The sequence below is a fragment of the Nocardia sp. NPDC055050 genome, assembly GCF_053608345.1.
Genome location: NZ_JBSGVG010000026.1, coordinates 25,782 through 49,501 on the forward strand (window position 1 = coordinate 25,782; position 23,720 = coordinate 49,501).

1 protein-coding gene is annotated in these 23,720 nt (G+C 70.8%); it reads left to right on the forward strand.

The features are described 5' to 3' along the window. Positions 1–242 precede the first annotated feature (242 nt). Positions 243–23,528, forward strand: a complete 23,286-nt coding sequence (locus ACWGCN_RS24235) for a non-ribosomal peptide synthase/polyketide synthase (protein WP_452529106.1) — start codon at positions 243–245, stop codon at positions 23,526–23,528. Positions 23,529–23,720: the final 192 nt, after the last annotated feature.

A 23,720-nucleotide genomic window follows, 5' to 3' on the forward strand; every position in this document is an offset into this window, starting at 1 on the left:
TTGACGATGGAGGTCGGGAGATAGCCGAGTCATTGCTGGTTGCGTGGCGGCGAGCCGGATTGCCGCGATCGTGTCATAGCCGATCGCACTGAATCCGGTGTGCGCGGGCGGATTTCGGGCAGGGTGCCCGAGGTTGGCCGCCCCCGCGCCGATCCACCCCACCCCGGTTCGAGCCGGGGAGTTCCGAGAGTTTGTGCGGCCGCGTGGCGTTACCCGCGGCCGGTAATGGAAGGCAGTGTGCGATGACCAACCCCACTCCGGCGCGCGCGGAAACAGAACAGCTGGCGGCGCTGGTGGCGACGGTCGCGGCGATGGATCCGGCGCGGATCGCGGTCGAGTTCGACAGCACCGCGGTGTCCTATGCCGATCTCGACGCCCAGCTCACGCTGATGGCCGAGCTCACCGGTGGGGCGCTGGACGCGGAGACGCTCGTGCAGGTGGTGCTCGCCGAGCTGTTCCCCGGCGTGGTCGATGCCGCCGAGGGGACGTTCGGTGTGCTGCTGGATTCGCTCGCGGGCGATGTGATGGCGGCGCTGGGGCTGGAGGCGGTGGCCGCGGCGACGCTGGTCGATCGGTTCGCCGCGCAGGTGGCACGGACGCCGGATGCTGTCGCGGTGCAGTGCGGTGACGTCACGCTGACCTACGCGGCATTCGATGCCAGAGTGCGGGTGCTGGCGGCGCGATTGGTCGCGGCGGGCGTCGGGCCGGAGACGCTGGTCGGGTTGGCGCTGCGGCGCAGTGTCGAGCTGATCGTCGCGGTGCACGCGATCGTGCGTGCGGGCGGTGCGTATGTGCCGCTCGACCCGGATCATCCGGTGGACCGGCTGCACTATGTGCTCGAGGTGGCGCGGCCGGTGGTGGTCGTGACACGGGCAGGCGACGAGCCGGATCTGAACGGCGCGCCGGTGCTGCGCACCGATGACATCGACTGGGACGCGGCGCCCGGCGAGGTGGTGTCCGGGGTACGGGCGGGCAACACGGCCTACGTCATCTTCACGTCCGGCTCCACGGGCAGGCCGAAGGGCGTGGCGGTCACCCACGGGGCGATCGTGGCGAACCTGGATTGGCGGCAGCGCCGCTACGCCATGACCGATGCCGATGTGGTGGTGCAGAAGACGCCTTACACCTTCGATGTGTCGGTGTGGGAGTTGTTCTGGCCCTTGCAGATCGGCGCTCGGCTGGTGGTCGCCGAAGCGGGGCGCCACGGTGATCCCGCGTACCTGGCGGCGCTGATCGCCCAGCATCGGGTCACCGTGACGCACTTCGTGCCGTCGATGCTGGCCGCGTTCGTCGGTGACGTGGGTTCCGAGGTGGATCTGTCGTCGTTGCGGATGGTGTTCGCCTCCGGTGAGGCGCTGCCCGCTGCCACGGCCGCCCGGCTGCGCGCGTTGTCGGCGACGGCGCTGCACAACCTGTACGGGCCCACCGAGGCGGCGGTCGACGTCACCGCGCACGAGGTGACCGCTCTCGATGAGGTGTCGGTGCCGATCGGGGGTCCCGCCGACGACACCGGGCTGCTCGTGCTCGACGAGAACCTCGACCAGGTACCCGTCGGGGTGGTCGGCGAGCTGTATCTGGCGGGTGTCCAGTTGGCGCGTGGGTACGTGGCGCGCCCGGGGCTCACCGCGGATCGGTTCGTCGCCAATCCGTACGGCGTGCCCGGTGAGCGCATGTATCGCACCGGTGACCTGGTACGAGAGTCGCGCGGTGAGCTGGAATACCTGGGGCGCACCGACTTCCAGGTGAAGCTGCGTGGCCTGCGGATCGAGCTGGGGGAGATCGAGGCCGTGCTGGCCGCGCACCCTCGCGTCGGCAACGCGGCGGTGGTGCTGCATCGCCATGGCGCCGGTGAGGCGCTGGTCGGTTATGTGGTGAGCGTCGACGGTGCGGTGCTCGACGAGGCAGAGTTGGTCGAGCACGCCAAGTCGTCGATGCCCGAGTACATGGTGCCGTCGCTGCTGGTGCAACTGGACGCGATGCCGATCAATGCCAGCGGCAAGCTGGATCGGAAAGCCTTGCCGGAGCCGGACTTCCGGGTGTCGGCCGCCGAATTCCGGGAGCCGCGCACGGCGACCGAGCGTACCGTCGCCGCGTTGTTCGCCGAGCTGCTCGAGGTGGACGTGGTCGGCTTGGACGACGACTTCTTCCGCCTCGGCGGCAACTCGCTGATCGCCACCCGCGCCATCGGCCGGTTGCAGGCGAACTTCGGTGTGCGGGTGGATGTTCGCGACTTCTTCGACAGCCCGACGGTGGCCGTACTCGCGAAGCTGGTCGAGGGCGGGGTGGTCGATGATCGGCCCGCGCTCGTCGCGGGTCCGCGTCCCGAGCTGTTGCCGCTCTCGCCCGCGCAGCAGCGGATGTGGTTCCTCAACCGGTTCGATCCGGAGACCGGGGCGTACAACATCCCGATCGCGGTGCGGTTGACGGGTGCGCTGGATCGGGACGCGTTGCGGGCGGCGGTGGGTGATCTGATCGCGCGGCACGAGGTGCTGCGCACGGTGTACCCCGAGGTCGACGGGGTGGGGACGCAACGGGTTCTTCCTGTCGCCGAGGCGCTCGAAGTGCTTGCGGCCGAATTGTCTTCGAGCGACCACGCCGATGCCGGCGCCGATGGGGTCGCGGCGGGGTCTTCGACGGTGCTCGACGCCGTCAGCATCGGCGCCGAGGACCTTCCGGAGGTGTTGGCGGCCGTCATTCTGCGCGGATTCGATGTCACGGCTGCGCCACCGGTGCGCGCGAGCCTGTTCGAGGTCGACGGTGATCACGTGCTGGTGCTGGTGGTGCATCACATCGCCTCCGACGGCTGGTCGGCCGGTCCGCTGGTGCGTGACACGATGACCGCCTACTACGCGCGTGCCGAAGGTGTGGCGCCGCAGTGGAATCCGCTGCCGGTGCAGTACGCCGACTACACCCTGTGGCAGCGTGCCGTCCTCGGCGCGGAGGACGACGCCGACTCGCAGGCCGGGCGCGAGATCGCGTTCTGGCGTGACTCGCTGGCCGGACTGCCGGACGAGTCGGGCCTGCCGACCGATCGCCCTCGCCCCGCCACCGCGTCGATGCGGGGACGCCGGGTCTCGTTCGAGCTCGATGCCGACGTGGTCGCGGCGCTGAACGCTGTTGCAGCGGAACAGGGTGCGACCCTGTTCATGGTGCTGCACGCGGCATTGTCGGTGCTGATCGCACGCCTGTCGGGCAATGCCGATGTGGCGATCGGCACGCCGGTCGCCGGGCGCGGTGCCGCCGAACTCGACGACGTCATCGGCATGTTCGTCAATACCGCCGTGCTGCGCACTCAGGTGCGTGGCGGCGAACCGTTCGCCGGCCTGCTCGACCGCGTCCGCACCGGGGATCTGGCCGCCTTCGACCACACCACCCTGCCGTTCGAGCGGCTCGTCGAGGTGCTCGCGCCGACCCGTTCAGCCGGTCGTCATCCGCTGTTCCAGGTGGCACTGTCGTTGCAGAACCTGCCGCCGACCACCTTCGAGCTGCCCGGTCTGCGCGCTGCCGCCGTCGACTTGCCCTATGACATCGAGAAGTTCGATCTCTCCCTGACCCTGCGTGATTCCGCGGCTATGGGTCTGTCCGGCGAATTCTCCTACGCCACAGATCTGTTCGACGAGCAGACCATCACGCGCACGGTGGCCCGCTTCACCGGCCTGCTCGCCGCGATCGCCGCGGCCCCGCAGACTCCCGTCGCCGACCTGCCACTGCTGATCGACACCGAACTCGCCGAGCTGACCGCCCGCACCGGCGGCCCGTCGACTCCGGCTCCGCTGCTGCCGCAGGTGCTCGCCCGCGCCGCCGCCGACCCCACCGCGATCGCCATCCGCGACGGCGCCCGCACCCTCACCTACGGCGAGCTCGACGACGCCTCCACCTCCCTGGCCGCCCGTCTCGCCGATCTCGGCGTCGGCACGGGCGACCTTGTCGCCGTGAGTATTCCGCGTTCGGCCGACTCGATCACCGCGATCTGGGCCGTCGTGAAGTCCGGCGCGGGTTTCCTCCCGGTCGACCCGAACTATCCCGCCGACCGCATCGCCCACATGCTCTCCGATTCCGGCGCGGCGGCGGGTATCACGATCGAGGCGGTGCGGTCGGATCTGCCGGCTACCGTGAACTGGCTCGTGCTCGATGGCACAGAACCCACGGCAGACGATGCGGCGCGGGCAGACCTGGGCGCACACGCACGTGCCGGTGACAGGACGATCAGCGTCGAGAACGCCGTCGATGCCGAGACCGGTCGCGGCGGAGTCGTGACCTCTCCCCATGCCCCCGTGGCCGATTCCCGTACGGTCGGCGCAGCAGGTGGCCGTGCGGTGAACGGCGGCGCGGCGGGTGCACGAGCGGTGGATCCGCTGGATCCCGCGTACGTCATCTACACCTCCGGCACCACCGGTCTGCCCAAGGGTGTGGTGATTCCGCACGGTGCGGTCGCGGCGTATCTGCCCGTGCAGGCCGGGCGGTACCTGGCCTGCGCCGATGCGCGCGTGCTGCACGTGGCGTCGCCCTCGTTCGACATCTCCGTGGCCGAGCTGCTGCTGACCGTGACCGAGGGGGCGACGATGGTCATCGCGCCCGCCGGGGTGTTCGGTGGGGCGGAGCTGGGGGAGTTGCTGCGGGCCGAGCGGGTGACCCATGTGGTCATCACGCCGTCGGCGCTGGCGACGGTACACCCGGAGGGCCTCGACGAGCTGCGGATGGTGGTGGTCGGTGGCGAGGCGTGCCCGCCGGAACTGGTGGCGCGGTGGACCGCCGCGATTCCGGGTCTGACCTTCCGCAACGGTTACGGCCCGACCGAGACGACCATCGTCACCAATATCAGCGAACCACTCGGTGCGGCAACGGCGATCACGCTCGGCGCACCGGTGGAGGGCACGACCGAACTGGTGCTCGACGAGCGGCTGCGGCCGGTGCCCGCCGGGGTCGTCGGCGAGCTGTACATCGCTGGTGCGCAGCTGGCGCGCGGCTACCACCGCAGGCCCGCGCTGACCGCCGGACGGTTCGTCACCAATCCCTTCGGCGCGCCCGGCGAGCGGATGTACCGCACCGGTGACACCGTGCGCTGGGTGCGGCGCGAAGGCTCGTTCGATCTGGAGTACCTGGGCCGCAACGACTTCCAGGTGAAGGTGCGCGGCTTCCGGATCGAACTCGGCGAGATCGACGCGGTCCTGGCCCGCCATCGGACGGTCGACTTCGCCACCACCATCGGTCATCGGACCGACGCGGGCGCCACCCTGCTGGTCTCCTATGTCGTGCCCGTCGCCGGTGCCACGATCGACGCCGCGACCCTCATCGCGCACACCGCCGCGCACCTGCCCTCGCACATGGTGCCCGCCGCGGTCGTCACCCTCGATGCCGTGCCGCTGACCCCCGTCGGCAAGCTCGATCGGGCCGCGCTGCCCGCACCGGTCTTCGACACCGCCGCCTACCGGGCACCGGAAACGGTGGCCGAGCAGGTGGTTGCCGCCGCGTTCGCCGAGGTCCTCGGACTGGACCGGGTCGGCCGCGACGACGACTTCTTCGATCTGGGCGGCAACTCGCTGCTGGCGACCCGGTTGATGGCCCGCATCGGCGCCGACCTCGACATGCGCATTCCCGTCCGCCAACTCTTCGACACCACGACGGTGCTGACGCTGGCCGCGGCCGCCGACCGTCTGCGTGGCACCGGCACCGGCACCGGCCCCGCGCTGGTGGCGGGACCCCGACCCGATCCCGTGCCGCTCTCGCCTGCCCAGCAGCGCATGTGGTTCCTCAACCGCTTCGATCCGGGCTCGGCCACCGACAACATCCCGCTGGCCGTCCGGCTCACCGGTGCGCTCGACATCGCCGCACTCCAGGCCGCGATCGTCGACGTGCTGGACCGGCACGAGGTCCTGCGCACCCGCTACCCGGAACTGGACGGCAACGCCATCGCCGAGATCCTTCCGGCGACCGGCCTGCTTCCCGAGGTCCACCCGCAGATCGTGGCTGCGGCCGACCTGTCCGACGCCGTGCGTACCTTCGCCGCCACCGGCTTCGACCTCACCGTCGATGCCCCGATCCGCGCGACGCTGCTGCGTGTTGCCCCGGACGCCGCGCTGGAGCATCGCGCGTCGGGTGCGCGTGACCGGGCCGATGGGCATGCCGCAGTGGCGGACTCGACGGGGTCCGCCGGTGCTGAGTACGTGCTGGTCATCGTGGTGCATCACATCGCGGCCGATGGTTTCTCGTTCGGGCCGTTGATCCGGGACGTGCTCACGGCCTACGGCACGCGCGCCATCGGTGAGGCCCCGGGTTGGGCGCCGTTGGAGGTGCAATACGCCGACTACGCCGTGTGGCAGCACACGGTGCTCGGTGATGCGGCCGATCCGGAATCGGTGGCGGCGAAGCAGCTCTCGTTCTGGCGTGACGCGCTGGCGGGGGTGCCCGAGCAGCTGGAACTGCCCACCGACCGGACCCGGCCTGCGGTCGCTTCCCGGCGCGGTGCGATGCACGGCGTCGAGATCGATGCCGCGACCCATCGGGCACTCGCGGAATTCGCTCGCGCGCAGGGCATCACGGTGTTCATGGCCGCGCACGCGGTGTTCGCGGTGCTGCTGGCACGGCTGTCGGCGACCACCGACATCGCGATCGGCACGCCGGTGTCGGGGCGGGGTGAGCGCGCGCTCGATGACCTCGTCGGCATGTTCGTCAACACCCTCGTCCTGCGGGTGGAGGTGGTACCCGCGACTCCGTTCACCGAACTGATCGCCCAGGTCCGCGAGCAGGATCTCGCCGCCTTCGGCCACGCCGACGTGCCGTTCGAGCGCCTGGTCGAGGTCCTCGATCCGGTCCGCTCCACTGCCCGCAACCCCCTGTTCCAGGTGATGCTGTCCCTCAACGAGGACACCCCGAGTGAACTCGCGCTCCCCGGCCTCACCGTCGCAGGTTTCGACCTGCCCACCGGTATCGCCAAGTTCGACCTGGAACTCACCCTCACCGAGCACCGCGACGACAACGGCACTCCCACCGGCATTTCCGGTGCCTTCCTCTACGCCACCGACCTTTTCGACGCCACCACCGTCGCCACTTTCGCTACCCGCTTGGACCGCATCCTCACGGCCGTCCTCGCCGACCCGGCCCGCCCCGTCGGCGACCTCGACTTCCTCGACGCCGCCGAGCGGACCCACATCCTGACCACGTGGAACGACACCGCCACCGAGACCGACCACGCCGCGACTCTCGCCTCGCTGCTCGCCGACCGAGCCGCCGCAACGCCCCACGCGATCGCCGTCGTCGTCGACACCGATCCCACCGCGGTCGATGACGCGCCGCTGGCCGCCACGACAATGGCACGGGCGCTCGATGTATCGCCCACCGCGAGAGACGAATCGGTGCAGGAGCGCCTGGAGTCGACGGCGAAGCCGGGTCGTCTGTCGGCGCGCACAGTCGAGGCGGGCACGCCGACCGAGGACGGCGCTCGGGTAGTTGCCGATGGCGCGCCCCTCGAAATCGGGGCGTCCTCGAGCGCGATTTCCCGGCTCGAACACGCGGCAGCCGATGCCATCGCCGCACACCGCGCCGGGGGTGCGGTGCCCGAGGTGTCGCTGCGTGCTGCTGATTCCACGACCGCGGTGGAGCTTTCGTACGGGGAGTTCGGCGTGCGAGTCGCACGATTGGCTCGTCATCTGATCGGGCTGGGAGCGGGCCCTGGCTCGCTGGTCGCGGTCGCGATGCGCCGTGGTGTGGAGCAGTTGGTCGCGGTGCACGCCGTGCTGGTGGCCGGGGCGGCCTATGTGCCGGTGGACCCGGATCATCCGGCCGAGCGGACCGCGTATGTGCTGGCGCAGACGGCACCGGTCTGTGTGCTGACGCTTGCCGGAATCGGTGTGGCTGTGGGCGAATCGGTGGTGGAGGTCGACGTGCTCGACCTGTCGGAGCTGTCCGGCGAGCCGATCACCGATGCGGAGCGGGTGGCGCCGCTGCGTCCCGGGCACCTCGCGTATGTGCTGTTCACGTCGGGTTCCACCGGCAAGCCGAAGGGTGTGGCCGTGCCGCACAAGGCCGCGGTGAACCAGTTGCTGTGGTTGCAGCGGGAGTACCCGCTCGGTGCCGACGACGTGGTGCTGCAGAAGACACCGTTCACCTTCGACGCATCGGTGTGGGAACTGCTGTGGCCGTTGCACGCCGGGGCGCGCTTGGTGCTCGCCACCGCTGACGGGCATCGCGATCCGGCCTACCTGGCGGCAGCCACCGTGCGGCATCGGGTGAGCGTCGTCCAGTACGTACCGTCGGTCCTCGCCGCGGTCGTGGCGGAACCGGCTGCCGCGCAGTCCGATTCGCTGCGACTGGTCTTCGTGGGCGGTGAAGCGCTGACGACCGACCTGGCGCGGCGGGTGCGCGCGATGACCGGCGCGACGGTGGTCAACCTGTACGGCCCGACCGAAACCGCCATCCAGGTCACCACGCACGAGGCTGGTGACGAACTCGGCGCCACGGTGCCGATCGGCGCACCGGTCGCCGATACCCGTGTGTACGTGCTGGATTCGCGCCTGCGTCCCGTCCCCGCGGGTGTTCCGGGCGAGCTGTACGTGGCGGGCGCGCAGCTCGCCGACGGCTATCACGGCCGTACCGAGCTCACCGCCGAACGTTTCGTCGCCGACCCCTTCGGCGCGGGCGAGCGCCTGTACCGCACCGGCGATCTGGTCACCTGGCGCACCGGCGCCGACGGTCCGGCGCTGCACTACCTCGGCCGCACCGACTTGCAGGTGAAACTGCGCGGTCTGCGCATCGAACCGGCCGAAATCGAAGCCGCGATCGCCTCGGTTCCCGGCGTCGGCCGCGTCGCCGTGCTGGTCCGCTCGGACGAAGGCCGGACCGATCAGCTCGTCGCCTACGTCGTCCGTGCTGCCGAGACACCCGAGGTCGTCGTCGGTGACTTCGGCCCCATCGCCGGCGGCGCCGATTCCGGGGGAGGCGACGCGGTCCGTGCTGTCGACGCCGCGCCGGCTGTTCCGCGACCCGACTCGTCGGGGGCGCCCACCACCGCCGATTTCGACGCAGCGATCGCGGCGACCCTGCCCTCCTACATGGTCCCTGGCGCCTACGTCTTCCTCGACGAGTTGCCCGTGAATGCTTCGGGCAAGCTCGATCGCCGGGCACTTCCTGCGCCGCAGCCGCGGCAGCTCGACTACCGCGAGCCCGCTACCGCCACCGAGCGGATCGTCGCCGCGACGTTCGCCGGGGTGCTCGACCTCGACCGAGTCGGCGCGGGCGACGACTTCTTCGCCCTCGGGGGCAACTCGCTGCTGGCGACCCAGGTGGCGGCCCGGCTCGGTGCCGCGTTGGATGCGCGGGTGCCGGTGCGCGAGCTGTTCGAGGCCAGCACCGTCGACGCACTCGCCGTGCGGCTGGACGCGCTGCGCGGCACCGGCAGCAGGCGTGGACCGGTGGCGGGCCAACGGCCGCAGCGGATCCCGCTCTCGCCCGCCCAGCAGCGGATGTGGTTCCTGCACCGCTTCGATCCGGACTCCGCCGCGTACCACATCCCGGTCGCGATCCGGCTCAGCGGCGAGCTGGATACGACCGCGCTGCGCGGCGCCCTGGGTGATCTGATCGCCCGGCACGAGACATTGCGCACCACCTATCCCGAATTCGACGGGCAGGCGACCCAACTCGTCGGTCCGGCGTTCGTGCCCGAGCTCGCCGTCGTCGACGTGGCTGCCGATCACGTGCCCGCGACGGTGGTGTCGGTCCTCGCCGGCGGTTTCGACATCACCCGCGAGGTGCCGGTGCGCGCCGCACTGCTGCGGGTAGCGGCGACCGAACACGTGCTGGTGCTCGTTGTGCATCACATCGCGGCCGACGGCTGGTCGATGGGGCCGCTGACGCGGGATCTGGTGGCCGCCTACGCCGCCCGCGCTGTAGGTGCGCAGCCACAGCTGCCCGCGCTCGCTGTGCACTATGCCGACTACGCGCTGTGGCAGACCGAGGGGCTCGGCAGTGCCGACGACCCGGACGCGCCGCTGGCCCGCCAGCTCGACTACTGGACGCACCGACTCGCGGGTTTGCCCGATGTCCTGACGCTGCCCGCCGACCGGCGCAGGCCGCTGATCGCCTCCAACCGGGGCGCGACCTTCACCACCACCCTCGGCGCCGACCTGCATCGCGGGATCGAGGAGCTGGCTCGCGCGCACCGCGCCACTGCGTTCATGGTGCTGCACGCTGGCCTCTCGGTGCTGCTCGCGCGGCTCTCGGCCGGTGCCGACATCGTCGTCGGCACGCCCGTGGCCGGGCGTGGCCGTCGCGAACTCGACGACATCGTCGGCATGTTCGTCAACACGCTCGTGCTCCGTGCGCAGGTGCGCGCGGGCGCGCGTTTCAGCGATCTCCTCGACGCAGTCCGTGCCGAGGATCTCGATGCTTTCGACAATGCCGACGTGCCGTTCGAAAGCCTGGTCGACGCACTGAATCCGGCGCGCTCACAAGGGTATTCACCGCTGTACCAGATCTCCCTGGCCTTGCAGAACCAGCGCAGGACCGCCTTCGAATTGCCGGGCCTGACCCTGTCGGGGCTGACCCTGCCGGATGCGCCGATCGAAGTCGATCTGGACTTCACCTTCGTCGACCGTTTCGCGCCCGACGGCGCACCTGACGGGCTCGACCTCGAACTGCGCTACGCCACCGATCTTTTCGACGCCGACACCATTGCGACCATGGTCGCGATGCTCGATCGGGTGCTGCGGGACGCGGTCACCGCCCCCGGCACCGCGGTCGGCGACCTCGCCTTGCTGGCCGACACGGCCGCGGCCACAACGCCGGCGCGGCACCACGGTGAGGTGGTGCCACTCGACAGCGCGCTCGCGGAACTGGGCCTGCGCGCCCCACTCGCCGCCCACCTGCTCGATGCCGCGGCCGCGCGAGCTCCCCACGCCGTGGCGGCGATCTTCGAAGGCGTCGAGATCACCTACGGCGCGCTCGCTGCCAGGGCGAACCGGTTGGCGCGCAGGTTGATCGACTGCGGTGTCGGGCCGGAAACACCGGTGGCCGTGGCTGTTCCGCGCAGCATCGAACTGCTGGTGGTGCTGCACGGTGTACTCGCCGCCGGGGGCGTGTACGTGCCGATCGACGCGGGCCAGCCCGCCGAACGTATCGGGCATGTGCTGGCGACCGCCACCCCGCGACTCGTCGTCGTCGCGGCGGCCGGTGACCTCGACCATGTGGACAGCGGTATCCGATCCGCCACGGCCTCGGTGCATTTCGCCGCCGCGTCGCGCTCCGGGGTTGCGGTGCTCACCGTCGGCCAGCTCGAGGACGTAGCGCAGGACACGGTGGCAGCCGGCCCGGTCACCGACCTCGAACGCCTGGCGCCGCTGCACCCCGAGCACCCGGCGTATGTGCTGTTCACGTCCGGCTCCACCGGTACGCCGAAGGGCGTGCTGATCTCGCATCGCGCCGTGGTCAACGAGATCTGCTGGCTGCGTGGCGAATACGGCATGACGTCGGCCGATCGCTTCCTGCAGCGCGCACCCCTCACCTTCGACGTCTCGCTCTGGGAACTGCTGGCACCCGCGCTGCTCGGTGCCCCGCTGGTGCTGTTGCGCCCGGGCGGTCACCTCGACCTGGAATATCAGGCGCGAGTGGTGCGCGAGCAGGGCGTCACCATCATGGAGATCGTGCCGTCGGTGCTGGCCGCGATGCTCGCCGAAGGGCTCGGCGACGCGCTGAGCGGGCTGCGCATGCTGCACGTGGGCGGCGAGGAACTGCCCGCGCCACTGGCGGCCACCGTCCTCGCCACCATCCCCGGCGAACTGCACAACACCTACGGCCCCACCGAAGTGGCGATCACCAGCACGTTCCAGCGGATCACCGCGCCGGTCGAGCAGACCGAGCTGCCCATCGGCAGGCCGACCTGGAACGTGCGCGCATACGTGCTCGACGAGCGCCTGCACCCGGTGCCCGGCGGTGTCGCGGGCGAGCTGTATCTCGCAGGTGACCAGCTGGCCCGAGGCTACCTGGGCAGGCCCGACCTGACCGCCGACCGCTTCGTCGCCGACCCGTTCGGCGCCGACGGAACCCGCATGTACCGCACGGGTGACCTCGTTCGCCGCGATCGCGACGATGCGCTGGTCTATTTGGGCCGCAACGATTTCCAGGTGAAGATCCGGGGACTGCGGATCGAGCTGGGCGAGATCGAGGCCGCGCTCGGCGACGCACCCGGCGTCACCCACGCGACCGTGCTGCCCGCCACCGACGACGCCGGTCGGCAGTGTCTGGTCGGGTATGTCGCGGGCGAGGTGGACAGCGTGGCGGTGCGTGCCCACGTCGCGGGCCGGGTGCCCGCGTACATGGTGCCCTCGCACCTGGTCGTGCTCGACACCGTGCCGCTCAACTCGGCGGGCAAACTGGATCGGGCCGCGCTGCCCGCCGCCGACCTGTCCGTCACCACCGAATACGTGGCGCCGCGACCGGGTGCGCAGACCGCGCTCGCCGGTGTGATCGGCGAATTGCTCGGCGTGGCACGCATCGGCGCCAACGACGACTTCTTCGCCGTCGGCGGCAACTCGCTGCTCGCGATGCGTCTGGTCGCCCGGGCCAACGCGGCCCTCGGCAGTGCGCTGGACGTGCGCGATGTGTTCGACGCCCCGACCGTCGCCGGACTCGCCGAGCGTGCGGGCGTCGGCGGCGAACAGTCGCCGCCGCTGACCGTGGTGCGACCGCGCCCGGATCGAATCCCGCTGTCGCTGGCCCAGACTCGCCTGTGGTTACTGAACCGGATCGATCCCGAATCGGCCGTCTACACCCTGCCGATCGCGTTGCGCCTGACCGGCGACCTCGACACCGGCGCCCTGTGGGCGGCGCTGGCCGATGTCCTCGACCGGCACGAATCACTGCGCACCATTTTCCCCGAAGACGCCGACGGCCCGACCCAGGTGGTCCTTCCCGCCGACGCGGTGCTGCCCGCTGCCGTCGTGCGCGAGATCGCCGAGGATGAGCTGGCCGCCGCCGTGCGCTCGATCATCGGCCAGGGTTACGACCTGACCACTCAGCCGCCGCTGCGCGCCGCGCTGCTGCGCCGGGAAACGCCGGTCGAAGCTGTCGACCGCCGACCAGTGGTCGGCGATGCCACGCCGCGTCTCGCGGCCGTGCATTGCGTGGGTTCGCACCAGACAGAGCACGTGCTGGTGCTCGCTGTGCATCACATCGCCGCCGATGGGGTGTCGACGACGCCGCTGGCGCGGGACCTCATCGCCGCCTATGCCGCGCGCGCCGCGGGGATCGCTCCGGTGTGGGAGCCGTTGCCGGTGCAGTATCCGGACTTCACCCTGTGGCAGCGTGCCGTGCTCGGCGACGCGGCCGACCCGCAGTCGCGGCTGGCGCGGCAGTCGGCGCACTGGCGTGACGAATTGGCCGGGATCGCACCGGTTCTCGAACTGGCGACGGATCGGCCCCGGCCCGCCGTCCGCGCGGGTGCGGGTGGGGCCGTCGGGTTCGAGGTGCCCGCCGATGTCGTGGCGGGGATCGAGGCGCTGGCTCGCCGCCACGGGGTGTCCACCTTCATGGTGGTGCACGCGGCGTTCGCGGTGCTGCTGTCTCGTCAGGGCGCAGGCGCGGATGTGCTCGTCGGCACGCCGGTCGCCGGGCGGGCCGATGCCGCGCTCGACGACCTGGTCGGCATGTTCGTCAACACCCTCGTGTTGCGGACGGCGGTCGATGCCGGTGCCGGGTTCGGTGAACTACTGGCCGAGGTGCGCGACGCTGATCTGCGTGCCTTCGCACACGCCGACCTGCCGTTCGAGCGGCTCGTCGACGAGCTCAATCCGAGCCGCTCCACGGCGTATTCGCCGATCGTGCAGGTGATGCTCGGGTTCGAGCATCGCGAGGACACCATCATCGAGTTGCCCGGACTGCGGATCGACGAGTTCGCTCTGGACGCGGCGACCACCCAGTTCGATCTGTCGCTGGCGATCAACGAGATCGTCGGCGCCGCGGGGGAGCCCGGCATGCACGGGTGGCTGCGCTACGCCACGGATCTGTTCGACGCCGACACGGTGGCGGCGTTCGGTGCGCGGTTCGTGCGGGTGCTGAGCGCGGTCGCCGCCGACGACAGCATCGCGGTCGGCGAGATCGATCTGCTGGATGCCGCCGAGTCCGCCCAGCTCGCGGCGTGGAACGATACCGTGGCCCCGCTCGACGCCGAGGCGACGCTGGTCTCGATGTTCGCGGCGCAGGCCGCGCGTACCCCCGACGCGATCGCCCTGGAGTTCGAGGGGCAGCGGATCACCTATGGCGAGTTCGCGATTCGTGTCGCCCGCCTCGCGCGTTGGCTGATCGCCGAGCAGGTCGGTCCCGGCGCGGTCGTCGGTGTCGGGCTGCGGCGCGGCATCGATCTCCTGGTCGCCCTCTACGCGGTTCAGGCCGCGGGCGCCGCCTATCTGCCGCTGGATCCCGACCACCCGGCCGACCGGATCGCCGACATCCTGGCGACCGCGGCCCCGGTCTGTGTGCTGGCCGCCGCCGACTTTCCCGAAACCGGCGCACGCACCGCGGTGCCCGCCGCGCAGGTCGAGTCCGGCTACCGGCCGGTCGAATCCGGCACCGAGCCCGGCATTCGTCGTGTCGAGCCCGGCGCGCTCGATCTTTCCGGGTTCGCTGTCGACCCGGTGACCGATGCCGACCGGATCCGGCCGTTGCGTGCCGCGGACCTGGCGTATGTGCTGTTCACGTCCGGCTCGACCGGTAAGCCCAAGGGTGTCGCGGTGACCCATGCCGCGATCGTCAACCGCCTGGTGTGGATGCAGGATGCCTACCGGCTCGACGCGGCCGGCACCGTGCTGCAGAAGACGCCGATCACCTTCGATGTGTCGGTGTGGGAACTGTTCTGGCCCTTGCAGATCGGCGCCACCCTGGTGATCGCGCGGCCCGACGGGCACCGCGACCCCGCCTACCTGGCCGAGGTCATCACCCGCACGGGTGTCGGCGTCGCGCACTTCGTGCCGTCGATGCTGGCGGCCTTCCTCGCCGAGCCGCGTGCGGCCGACTGTGTCTCGCTGCGGCAGGTGTTCGCCTCCGGTGAGGCGCTGCCCGCCGCCGCTGCCCAGCGCCTGCGCGCGCTGGTCCCCGGTGTCGCCGTGCACAACCTGTACGGACCCACCGAGGCCGCGGTCGACGTGAGCTTCCACGAGGTCACCGACGCCGACACGGTCACGGTGCCGATCGGCGCCCCGGTCGCCAACACCGCCCTGCACGTGCTCGATGCCCGCCTGCGTCCCGTTCCCGTCGGCACACCGGGTGAGCTGTATCTGGCCGGCGTCCAACTCGCCCGCGGCTACCTCGCCCGCCCGGATCTGTCCGCCGACCGCTTCGTCGCCAACCCCCTCGGTGCCCCCGGCGACCGCATGTACCGCACCGGCGACCTCGTGGTCCGCACTCGCTCGGGCGAACTGGAATACCTGGGCCGCACCGACTTCCAGGTGAAACTGCGCGGCCTGCGCATCGAACTCGGCGAAATCGAGGCCGTTCTCACCGGTTTCGACACCATCGAACGGGCGGTGGTCACCGTCCGTGACGACGGCACCGGCGACTACCTCACCGCCTACCTGCTCGGTGTCCCAGGGCTGGACCTCGACGTGGTGAAATCCGCTCTACAGCAGGCACTTCCGGTCTACATGGTGCCGAGCGCGTTCGTTGTTCTCACGGAGTTCCCGGTCAATTCCTCGGGCAAGCTCGATCGGCGGGCGCTGCCCGCGCCCGAGCTGGCCGCTCGTGAATTCCGTGCTCCGGCGACACCGTCGGAGCAGTTGGTGGCCGGGGTCGTCGCCGAGGTGCTCGGTGTCGAACTGGTCGGTGCCGAGGACGATTTCTTCGATCTGGGCGGCAACTCGCTGATCGCGACCCGGGTCGCGGCGCGGCTCGGTGCGGCGTTGAATCGGCAGGTGCCCGTGGCGCGGATCTTCGAGACGCCCGTGGTGGCCGCGTTGGCTGCCGCGCTCGACGCCGCGGGCGGCGCGGCGCGGCTGGCGCTGGTTGCGGGGGAGCGGCCCGCTTCGATCCCGCTCTCGCCCGCCCAGCAGCGCATGTGGTTCCTCAACCGGTTCGATCCGGACTCGGCCGGCTACAACGTGCCGATCGCGGTGCGACTCGGTGGCGCGCTCGATCTCGACGCGCTCGCCGCCGCGGTGGACGATCTCATTGACCGGCACGAAGTATTGCGCACCTATTACCCCGAGACCGCCGAAGGTCCGGTACAGCAGATCGTGTCCGCCGCCGAAGCCGGTGTGGCTCTGCGGGTTCAGTACCTCGCGCCGGCGGAGATCGTGGCTGCCGTGACGGCGCTGGCCGCCACCGCCTTCGATGTCACGGCGGGTGTGCCGTGGCAGGTGGTGCTGTATCGGATCAGCGCCGACGAGGCGGTGCTCGCCATGGTCGTGCACCACATCAGCGCCGACGGTTCGTCGATGCCGCCGCTGGTGCGCGACCTGATGACCGCCTACCTCGCACGACGCGACGGTACGGCCCCGTCGTGGACGCCGCTGCCGGTGCAGTACGCCGACTACGCGCTGTGGCAGCGCGCGCTGCTCGGCGACGAAGCCGATCCCGACTCGGTGGCCGCCCGCCAGCTCGACTTCTGGCGCGCCGAACTCGCCGACCTCCCCGATGAACTCGCGTTGCCGCTGGACCGCCCGCGCCCGGCGGTGCGGACCCTCGCCGGTGGGACCGTGCCGGTGACCCTGGACGCGGGCACCCACGCCCGGCTCAGCGCGCTGGCCAGGGAGTCCGGGGCAACGCTGTTCATGGTCGTGCACACCGCGTTCGCGGCGCTGCTCGGTCGCCTCTCGGGCAGCGCGGACGTCACCGTCGGCACGCCGGTCGCCGGGCGCGGTGAGGCCGCGCTCGAGGACCTGATCGGCATGTTCGTGAACACGCTGGTCTTCCGAACCCGGCTGCGCGCGGGAGAGTCGTTCCAGCAGTTGCTGATTCGCCAGCGCGCCACCGACCTCGCCGTGTACGCCCATGCCGAGGTGCCGTTCGAACGTCTCGTCGAGGTGCTCGATCCGGCCCGCTCCACCGCCCGGCATCCGCTGTTCCAGGTCGGCTTCTCGTTCCAGAACTTCGAGCGTGCCGAGCTGGCCCTGCCCGGGATCACCGTGTCGGGGCTGGACACCGAGAACGAGCTGTCGCAGTTCGATCTGCACCTCATCGTCAGCGACGAGTACGCGGTCGACGGTGCGGCCGCGGGCGTCACCGGCGTCCTCACCTACGCCCACGACGTGTTCGACACCGAGACCGCGGTGGCGATCGCCGGACGGCTGGAACGCCTGCTCACCGCTGTCGCGGCATCGCCGCGTACACCGCTGGATTCGGTCGAGGTGCTCGAACCGGTCGAGCGCACGCGCATCCTCACCGAGTGGAATGCCACCACCCACGAGATCGACGGCGCCGCCACGCTACTCACCCCGTTCCGTGCGCAGGTTCGGGCGACTCCCGACGCGACAGCGCTCGTGTTCGAGGACACGGCCCTGACCTACGCCGAACTCGACACCCGGGTCAACCGCCTGGCCCGGTACCTGATCGAGGAAGGTGTCGGCCCCGACGCCCTGGTGGGGCTCGCCATCCGGCGCTCCACCGAACTCGTCGTCGCCCTGTACGCGGTCCTCACCGCGGGCGGCGCGTACGTGCCGATCGATCCGGATCACCCGGCCGACCGGATCACCCAGATCCTCGACACCGCGCGGCCACACCTCGTCCTCACCACCGCCGCAGACGCATTCGACGGGCCGGCACCGGCTGACGGTTCGTCCGACTCACCGTTCCGGGTGATCGGCAGTGATCGTGGATCGCCGATCCCGGGAGTCGAGGGCGGCGAGACCGCGCCAGGTGGTTCGCGGACCGCGGGGCCGACCGGGGTTGTCGTGCTCGATGACGTCGACAGTGCCCGCTACTCGGGTCATCCCGTCGCGGAGTCCGAACTTCGCGCCCCCCTGCGGGATTCGAACCTCGCCTACGTGCTGTTCACCTCCGGCTCGACCGGCGAACCCAAGGGCGTGGCCATGAGTCATGCCGGCATTCGCAACCAGATCGCCTGGCTGATCGAGCAGTACGCGATCGACGGTGACGATGTGTACCTGCAGAAGTCCGCGGCCGGGTTCGACTTGTCGGTCTGGGGCTTCTTCGCACCGCTCGCAGTGGGCGCGACCCTGGTGCTCGCCACCCCGGACGGGCATCGCGACCCGCTGTACCTCGCCGAACTGGTGGCAGCGAGGCAGGTCACCGTCGTCGACTTCGTGCCGTCGATGCTGGCAGTGTTCGCCGCGCACGCCGACGCCGAGCACCTGGCCGGTCTGCGGCTGGTGCTCGCGATCGGTGAAGCGCTCACTCCGGAGACAGTCGGCGCGCTGCGGGCGAAATCGGCTGCGGCGGTGCACAACCTGTACGGGCCGACCGAGGCCGCCGTGTCGGTGACGGCGTGGCCCGCCGACGGTGCGACCGGGCAGACGGTGCCCATCGGTGTGCCCGAATGGAATTCGCGCGTGTACGTGCTCGACGAACGGCTGCGCCCGGTCGCACCGGGAGTGGCCGGTGAGCTGTACCTGGCGGGTGACCAGCTCGCTCGCGGGTACCTCGGCCGCACCGCCCTCACCGCCGACAGATTCGTCGCGGACCCGTTCGCCGGGGCGGACATCCATTCCGGCGCGGCAAGCACCGTCGCGGACGCGGGTCTCGACACCGCGTATTCCGTCGGTGACGGCCGCGACCGGCATCGCCGGGGCGCGAGAATGTATCGCACCGGAGACCTGGTGAAGTGGACTCGCGACGGCGTACTGGTCTATCTGGCGCGCATCGACTTCCAGGTGAAGTTCCGTGGTCAGCGCATCGAACTCGGTGAGATCGAGGCCGCGCTCGGCGGATCGGCCGGGGTCGGTCAGGCCGCGGCGGTGGTCGCGGCGAGTGCGACCGGTGACCAGCTCGTCGGCTATGTCGTGCCGAGGGCGGGCGTCGCGCTGGATCCGGCCGCCCTGCGGTCGGGCGTGGGCGCGGTGCTGCCGTCCTACATGGTGCCGTCGGTGATCGTGGTGCTCGACGCGTTCCCGCTCAACACCTCCGGCAAGCTCGACCGCAAGGCGCTGCCCGCACCGGAATTCGTGGCCAGGCCGTTCCGGGCGCCGGTCAGCACGGCGCAGCGGGCGGTGGCCGAGGTGTTCGGTGAGGTGCTCGGGCGCGAGCGGGTCGGGCTCGACGACGACTTCTTCGAACTCGGCGGCAACTCACTCATCGCGACCAGGGTCGCCGCCCGCCTCGGCGCGACATTGTCGACGCGGGTGCCCGTGCGGACCCTGTTCGAAGCGACCACCGTGGCCGACCTGGCCGCCGCGCTCGCGACCACGGCCGGCAGCGGCGCGGGGATCGCGTTGACATCCGGCGAACGACCGGCCCGGATACCGCTGTCCGCGGCCCAGCAGCGCATGTGGCTGCTCAACCGCCTCGATCCCGAGTCCGCCGCGTACAACATCCCGATCGCGGTGCGGCTCACCGGTGATGTCGATGCCGGCGCGCTGGCCGCCGCGGTCACCGACGTGCTCGACCGGCACGAGGTGCTGCGCACGGCCTACCCTGCCGTCGACGGGATCGGGCACCAGGCGGTGTGGGAGTTCGTGCCGACGCCGGTGGTGGAGACCGTGGACCCCATCGCGGTACCGGCGATCGTCGCAGCCGAGATCGGGCGCGGATTCGATGTCACCGTCGCGCCGCCGGTGCGGGTGCGCGTATTGCGCTGCGCGGCGGACGAAGTCGTGCTGGTCGTGGTGATCCACCACATCAGCGCCGACGGGTTCTCCGCCGGGCCGCTGCTGCGTGACACCACCGCCGCCTACCTCGCCCGTCGCGCGGGGACCGAACCCGGGTGGGCGCCGCTGCCGGTGCAGTACGCCGACTACACGCTGTGGCAGCGTGCGGTGCTGGGCAGCGAGGACGACGCCGAGTCGGTCGCCGCACGGCAGCTGCGGTTCTGGCGCACCGAGCTGGCCGGACTGCCCGGGTTGCTCGAATTGCCCGCCGACCGGCCGCGGCCTGCTGTCGCGTCGCATCGTGGTGCGAGCGTTGACACTGTTGTGCCGCCGACGGTATGGCAGCGGGTGGCGCGGTTGGCGCGTCGCGCCGACGTGAGCGAGTTCATGGTTGCCCATGCCGCGCTGGCCGCGTTGCTCGCGCGACTCGGTGGCGCCGGCGACATCGCGATCGGCACTCCGGTGGCGGGTCGCGGTGAGCAGGCCCTCGACGATCTCGTCGGCATGTTCGTCAACACGCTGGTGCTGCGCACCGGTGTCGACCCCGCAGCGTCGTTCAGTTCGCTGCTGCGCGAGACCAGGCGGGTGGATCTGGATGCCTTCGAGAACGCGCAGGTGCCGTTCGAACGGCTGGTCGACGTGCTCGACCCGACCCGCTCGACCGCGCACAGCCCGCTGTTCCAGGTGATGCTGGCCTTCCAGAACCTGGCCGCAGGCCCGGTCGAGGTGGTCCTGCCCGGCCTCACCGTGACCGGACTGGACGCCGACGCCGCCATCGCCAAGTTCGACCTGGATCTGGTCCTCACCGGCACCGCCGACGGTGGTTGCGCGGTGAGCGTGACCTACGCCACCGATCTGTTCGACGCCGAGACGGCCGCCCGCATCGCGGAGGGGTACGTGCGGATCCTCGACGCGGTCACGGCGAACCCGGAAGGTGCGGTCGGCGATATCGACCTGCTCACCGACGGCGACCGTCAGATGCTCGAGAATTGGTGTGACACCGCGCATCCGGCCGACGATGCGTGGCCGGTCGCGGCGACTGAGGACGCGAGGTCGCTGCCGGGCGACATCGCTCACGTCGGCGCGGTCGGCGTTCTGCCGACAGCGTTCGATCGCCGAGCCGCGGCGACACCGGACGCCGTCGCGCTCGTCGACGGTGACCTCGTTCTCACCTACGCCGAATTCGCGGCGCGGGTGAACCGGCTCGCCCGCCATCTGATCGACCACGGTGTCGGGCCGGATCACGCGGTGGCGGTGGGAGTTCGGCGCTCGGCCGAGTTGCTGGTCGGCGTGTACGCGGTGCTGGCGGCGGGTGGCACCTACGTGCCGATCGATCCGGATCATCCGGCGGAGCGGATCACCCGCATCCTGCGGATCGCGCAACCGGTCTGCGTGCTCACCACCAGCGGCGATGCTATGGACCTCCCGCTGCGCGGGCACGAGGTGATCACGCTGGACACCGTCGATCTCGCGGGCTTGCCGGTAGCGCCGATCGCCGACGCCGAACGGGTGGCGCCGTTGCTCCCGGAGCACACCGCGTACGTGATCTTCACGTCCGGGTCGACCGGTCTGCCCAAGGGCGTCGGTGTGCCGCATCGCGCGATCGTCCACCAACTCGACTGGCTGGCACAGCAGTTCGGCTTCGCCGCCGGTGACAGGGTGCTGCACAAGACGCCGATCACCTTCGACGCCTCGATCTGGGAGCTGTTGCTGCCGCTGCGGGTGGGCGCCCGCACGGTCATCGCCCGGCCCGGTGGGCACGGGGACCCGGCCTACCTGGCCGCGCTGATCACCGAACACCACATCGACACAGTGCAATTCGCCCCGACACTGCTCGCGGCCTACGTGGCGCACGTGCGGGAGGCGGCCGCTGCGGGTAACAGTGTCGTGAGTACGCCGCTACGGCGGGTGTTCGCCGGTGGCGAGGCGTTGCCCGCCGGGCTGGCACAGCAGGTGCGCGCACTGACCGGCGCGCAGGTGGTGAACCTCTACGGGCCGACCGAGACCACGGTGCAGGTGAGTGCGCACCGGGTGACCGATGACGACGTCGTCACGGTGCCGATCGGTGCGCCGGTGTGGAATACGGGGCTCTACGTACTCGATGCCAGGATGCGTCCGGTGCCGCCGGGGGTGACCGGTGAGCTGTATGTCGGTGGCGCGCAACTCGCACACGGGTACATCGGGGCCGCCGAGCTCACCGCGGAGCGGTTCGTCCCGAACCCGTTCGGTGCGTCCGGCGCTCGGATGTATCGCACCGGCGACCTCGTTCGCCTGCGGGGAAGTGACACTCCGGCACTGGAATACCTCGGGCGTGCCGACCTGCAGGTGAAGCTCAACGGCCAGCGCATCGAACTCGGTGAAGTGGAAGCCGCGCTGCAGCGGCGGCCCGGGGTGGCGCAGGCCGCGGCGGCCGTGGTGTCCGGGGTCGGCGCAGATCGACTTGTCGCGTACGTGGTGATGTCACGGAACAAGGAATCCGATGGCATTGCCGGTGCGCCCACTACCGTCGGAGCAGGTCCCGGTGCGGCGGTCGACGGCACTGTGACACACGCTGGTTCGGGATTCGATGCGGCCGTGCTGCGGGCGGCGCTGGCCACCGAACTACCCGGCTACCTGGTGCCCGCCGTGGTCCTCGAGCTGGACGCGTTGCCGGTCAACACCTCCGGCAAACTCGACCGCGGCGCACTGCCGCGCCCGGAGATCCGCCAGGCGACCTATCGGGCGCCGATCACCGAGACCGAGCAGCTCGTCGCAGGCGCCTTCGCCCGGGTACTCGGACTCGACCGCATCGGCATGGACGACAACTTCTTCGACCTCGGCGGCAACTCCCTCACCGCGGTCCAGCTGTCGTCTCGACTGAGCGAAGCACTGGGCAGCCCGGTGCCGGTGGCGTGGTTCTTCACCGACCCCACGCCGGCGGTCGTCGTGGAACGGCTACGCGCCGAAGATGATTCGAGCGATGACGCGTTCGCGGTCCTGCTCCCGCTACGCGCCGGCGGCACCGGCGCGCCGCTGTTCTGCATCCACCCCGTCGGCGGTGTGTCCTGGTCGTTCGCCGGACTGACCCGTCACCTCGACCCGCAGCGCCCGATCTACGGGTTGCAGTCGCCTGCCCTCACCGCCGACGAACCGCTGCCCGCCACGATCGAGGACTGGGCGCGCCGCTACATCGCCGCCATCCGCGAGGTGCAGCCGGAAGGGCCGTACCACCTGCTCGGCTGGTCGCTGGGCGGGCTGCTGGCCCACGCCGTCGCCACCGGCCTGCAAGCCGACGGCGAACAGGTGGCACAGCTGGCCATGATGGACAGCTGGCTCGGCGACGGACCGCAACAGACTGCGATGCCCACCGTCGGCGACCTGCTCGGCGGGCTCGCCGGTGACGATCTCGCGTTCGACACCGACGGTCTCGCCGCCGCGGCCGCGGGCATCGGCGGACCACTGGCAGCACTCGATCGCGCCCGCATCGCCCGCATCATCGACGCCGCCACGGCCTCGATGCGGATGGTCGACGAATACCGGCCACGTCGCTTCGACGGCGACCTCGTCTACTTCGCCGCCACCGTCGACGATCCCAGCGGATCGCGTGGCGCGGCGAGTTGGGCCGCCGCCGTCGACGGCACGGTCCACCGGCACGCCATCCCCGCCACGCACTGGGCGATGGCGGGTGAGGCGGCGCTGGCCCGGATCGCGGATGTCCTCGACGGGAGCGGATCCGAGACGCGCGGGCTCGCCGGAGAGGACCCGGCGACGAGGGCCGATGCGCGGGCGGGGGCGATGGGCGCATAGAATCGCGGAGCCGGCCGTCGTGCCTGCGGCCTGCACAATGAGGCATTACGCGCACGTCGCCAGGTCCCGTTCGAGAGTTTGAGGAACCATGCCAGCACAGCCGTCCGGTGGGATCGGGTGACGAGGTCCGAGCACATCGAGTCGCAGACCGAGTCCGACGAAGACACTGTTATCGAGGATCGGGTGACGAAA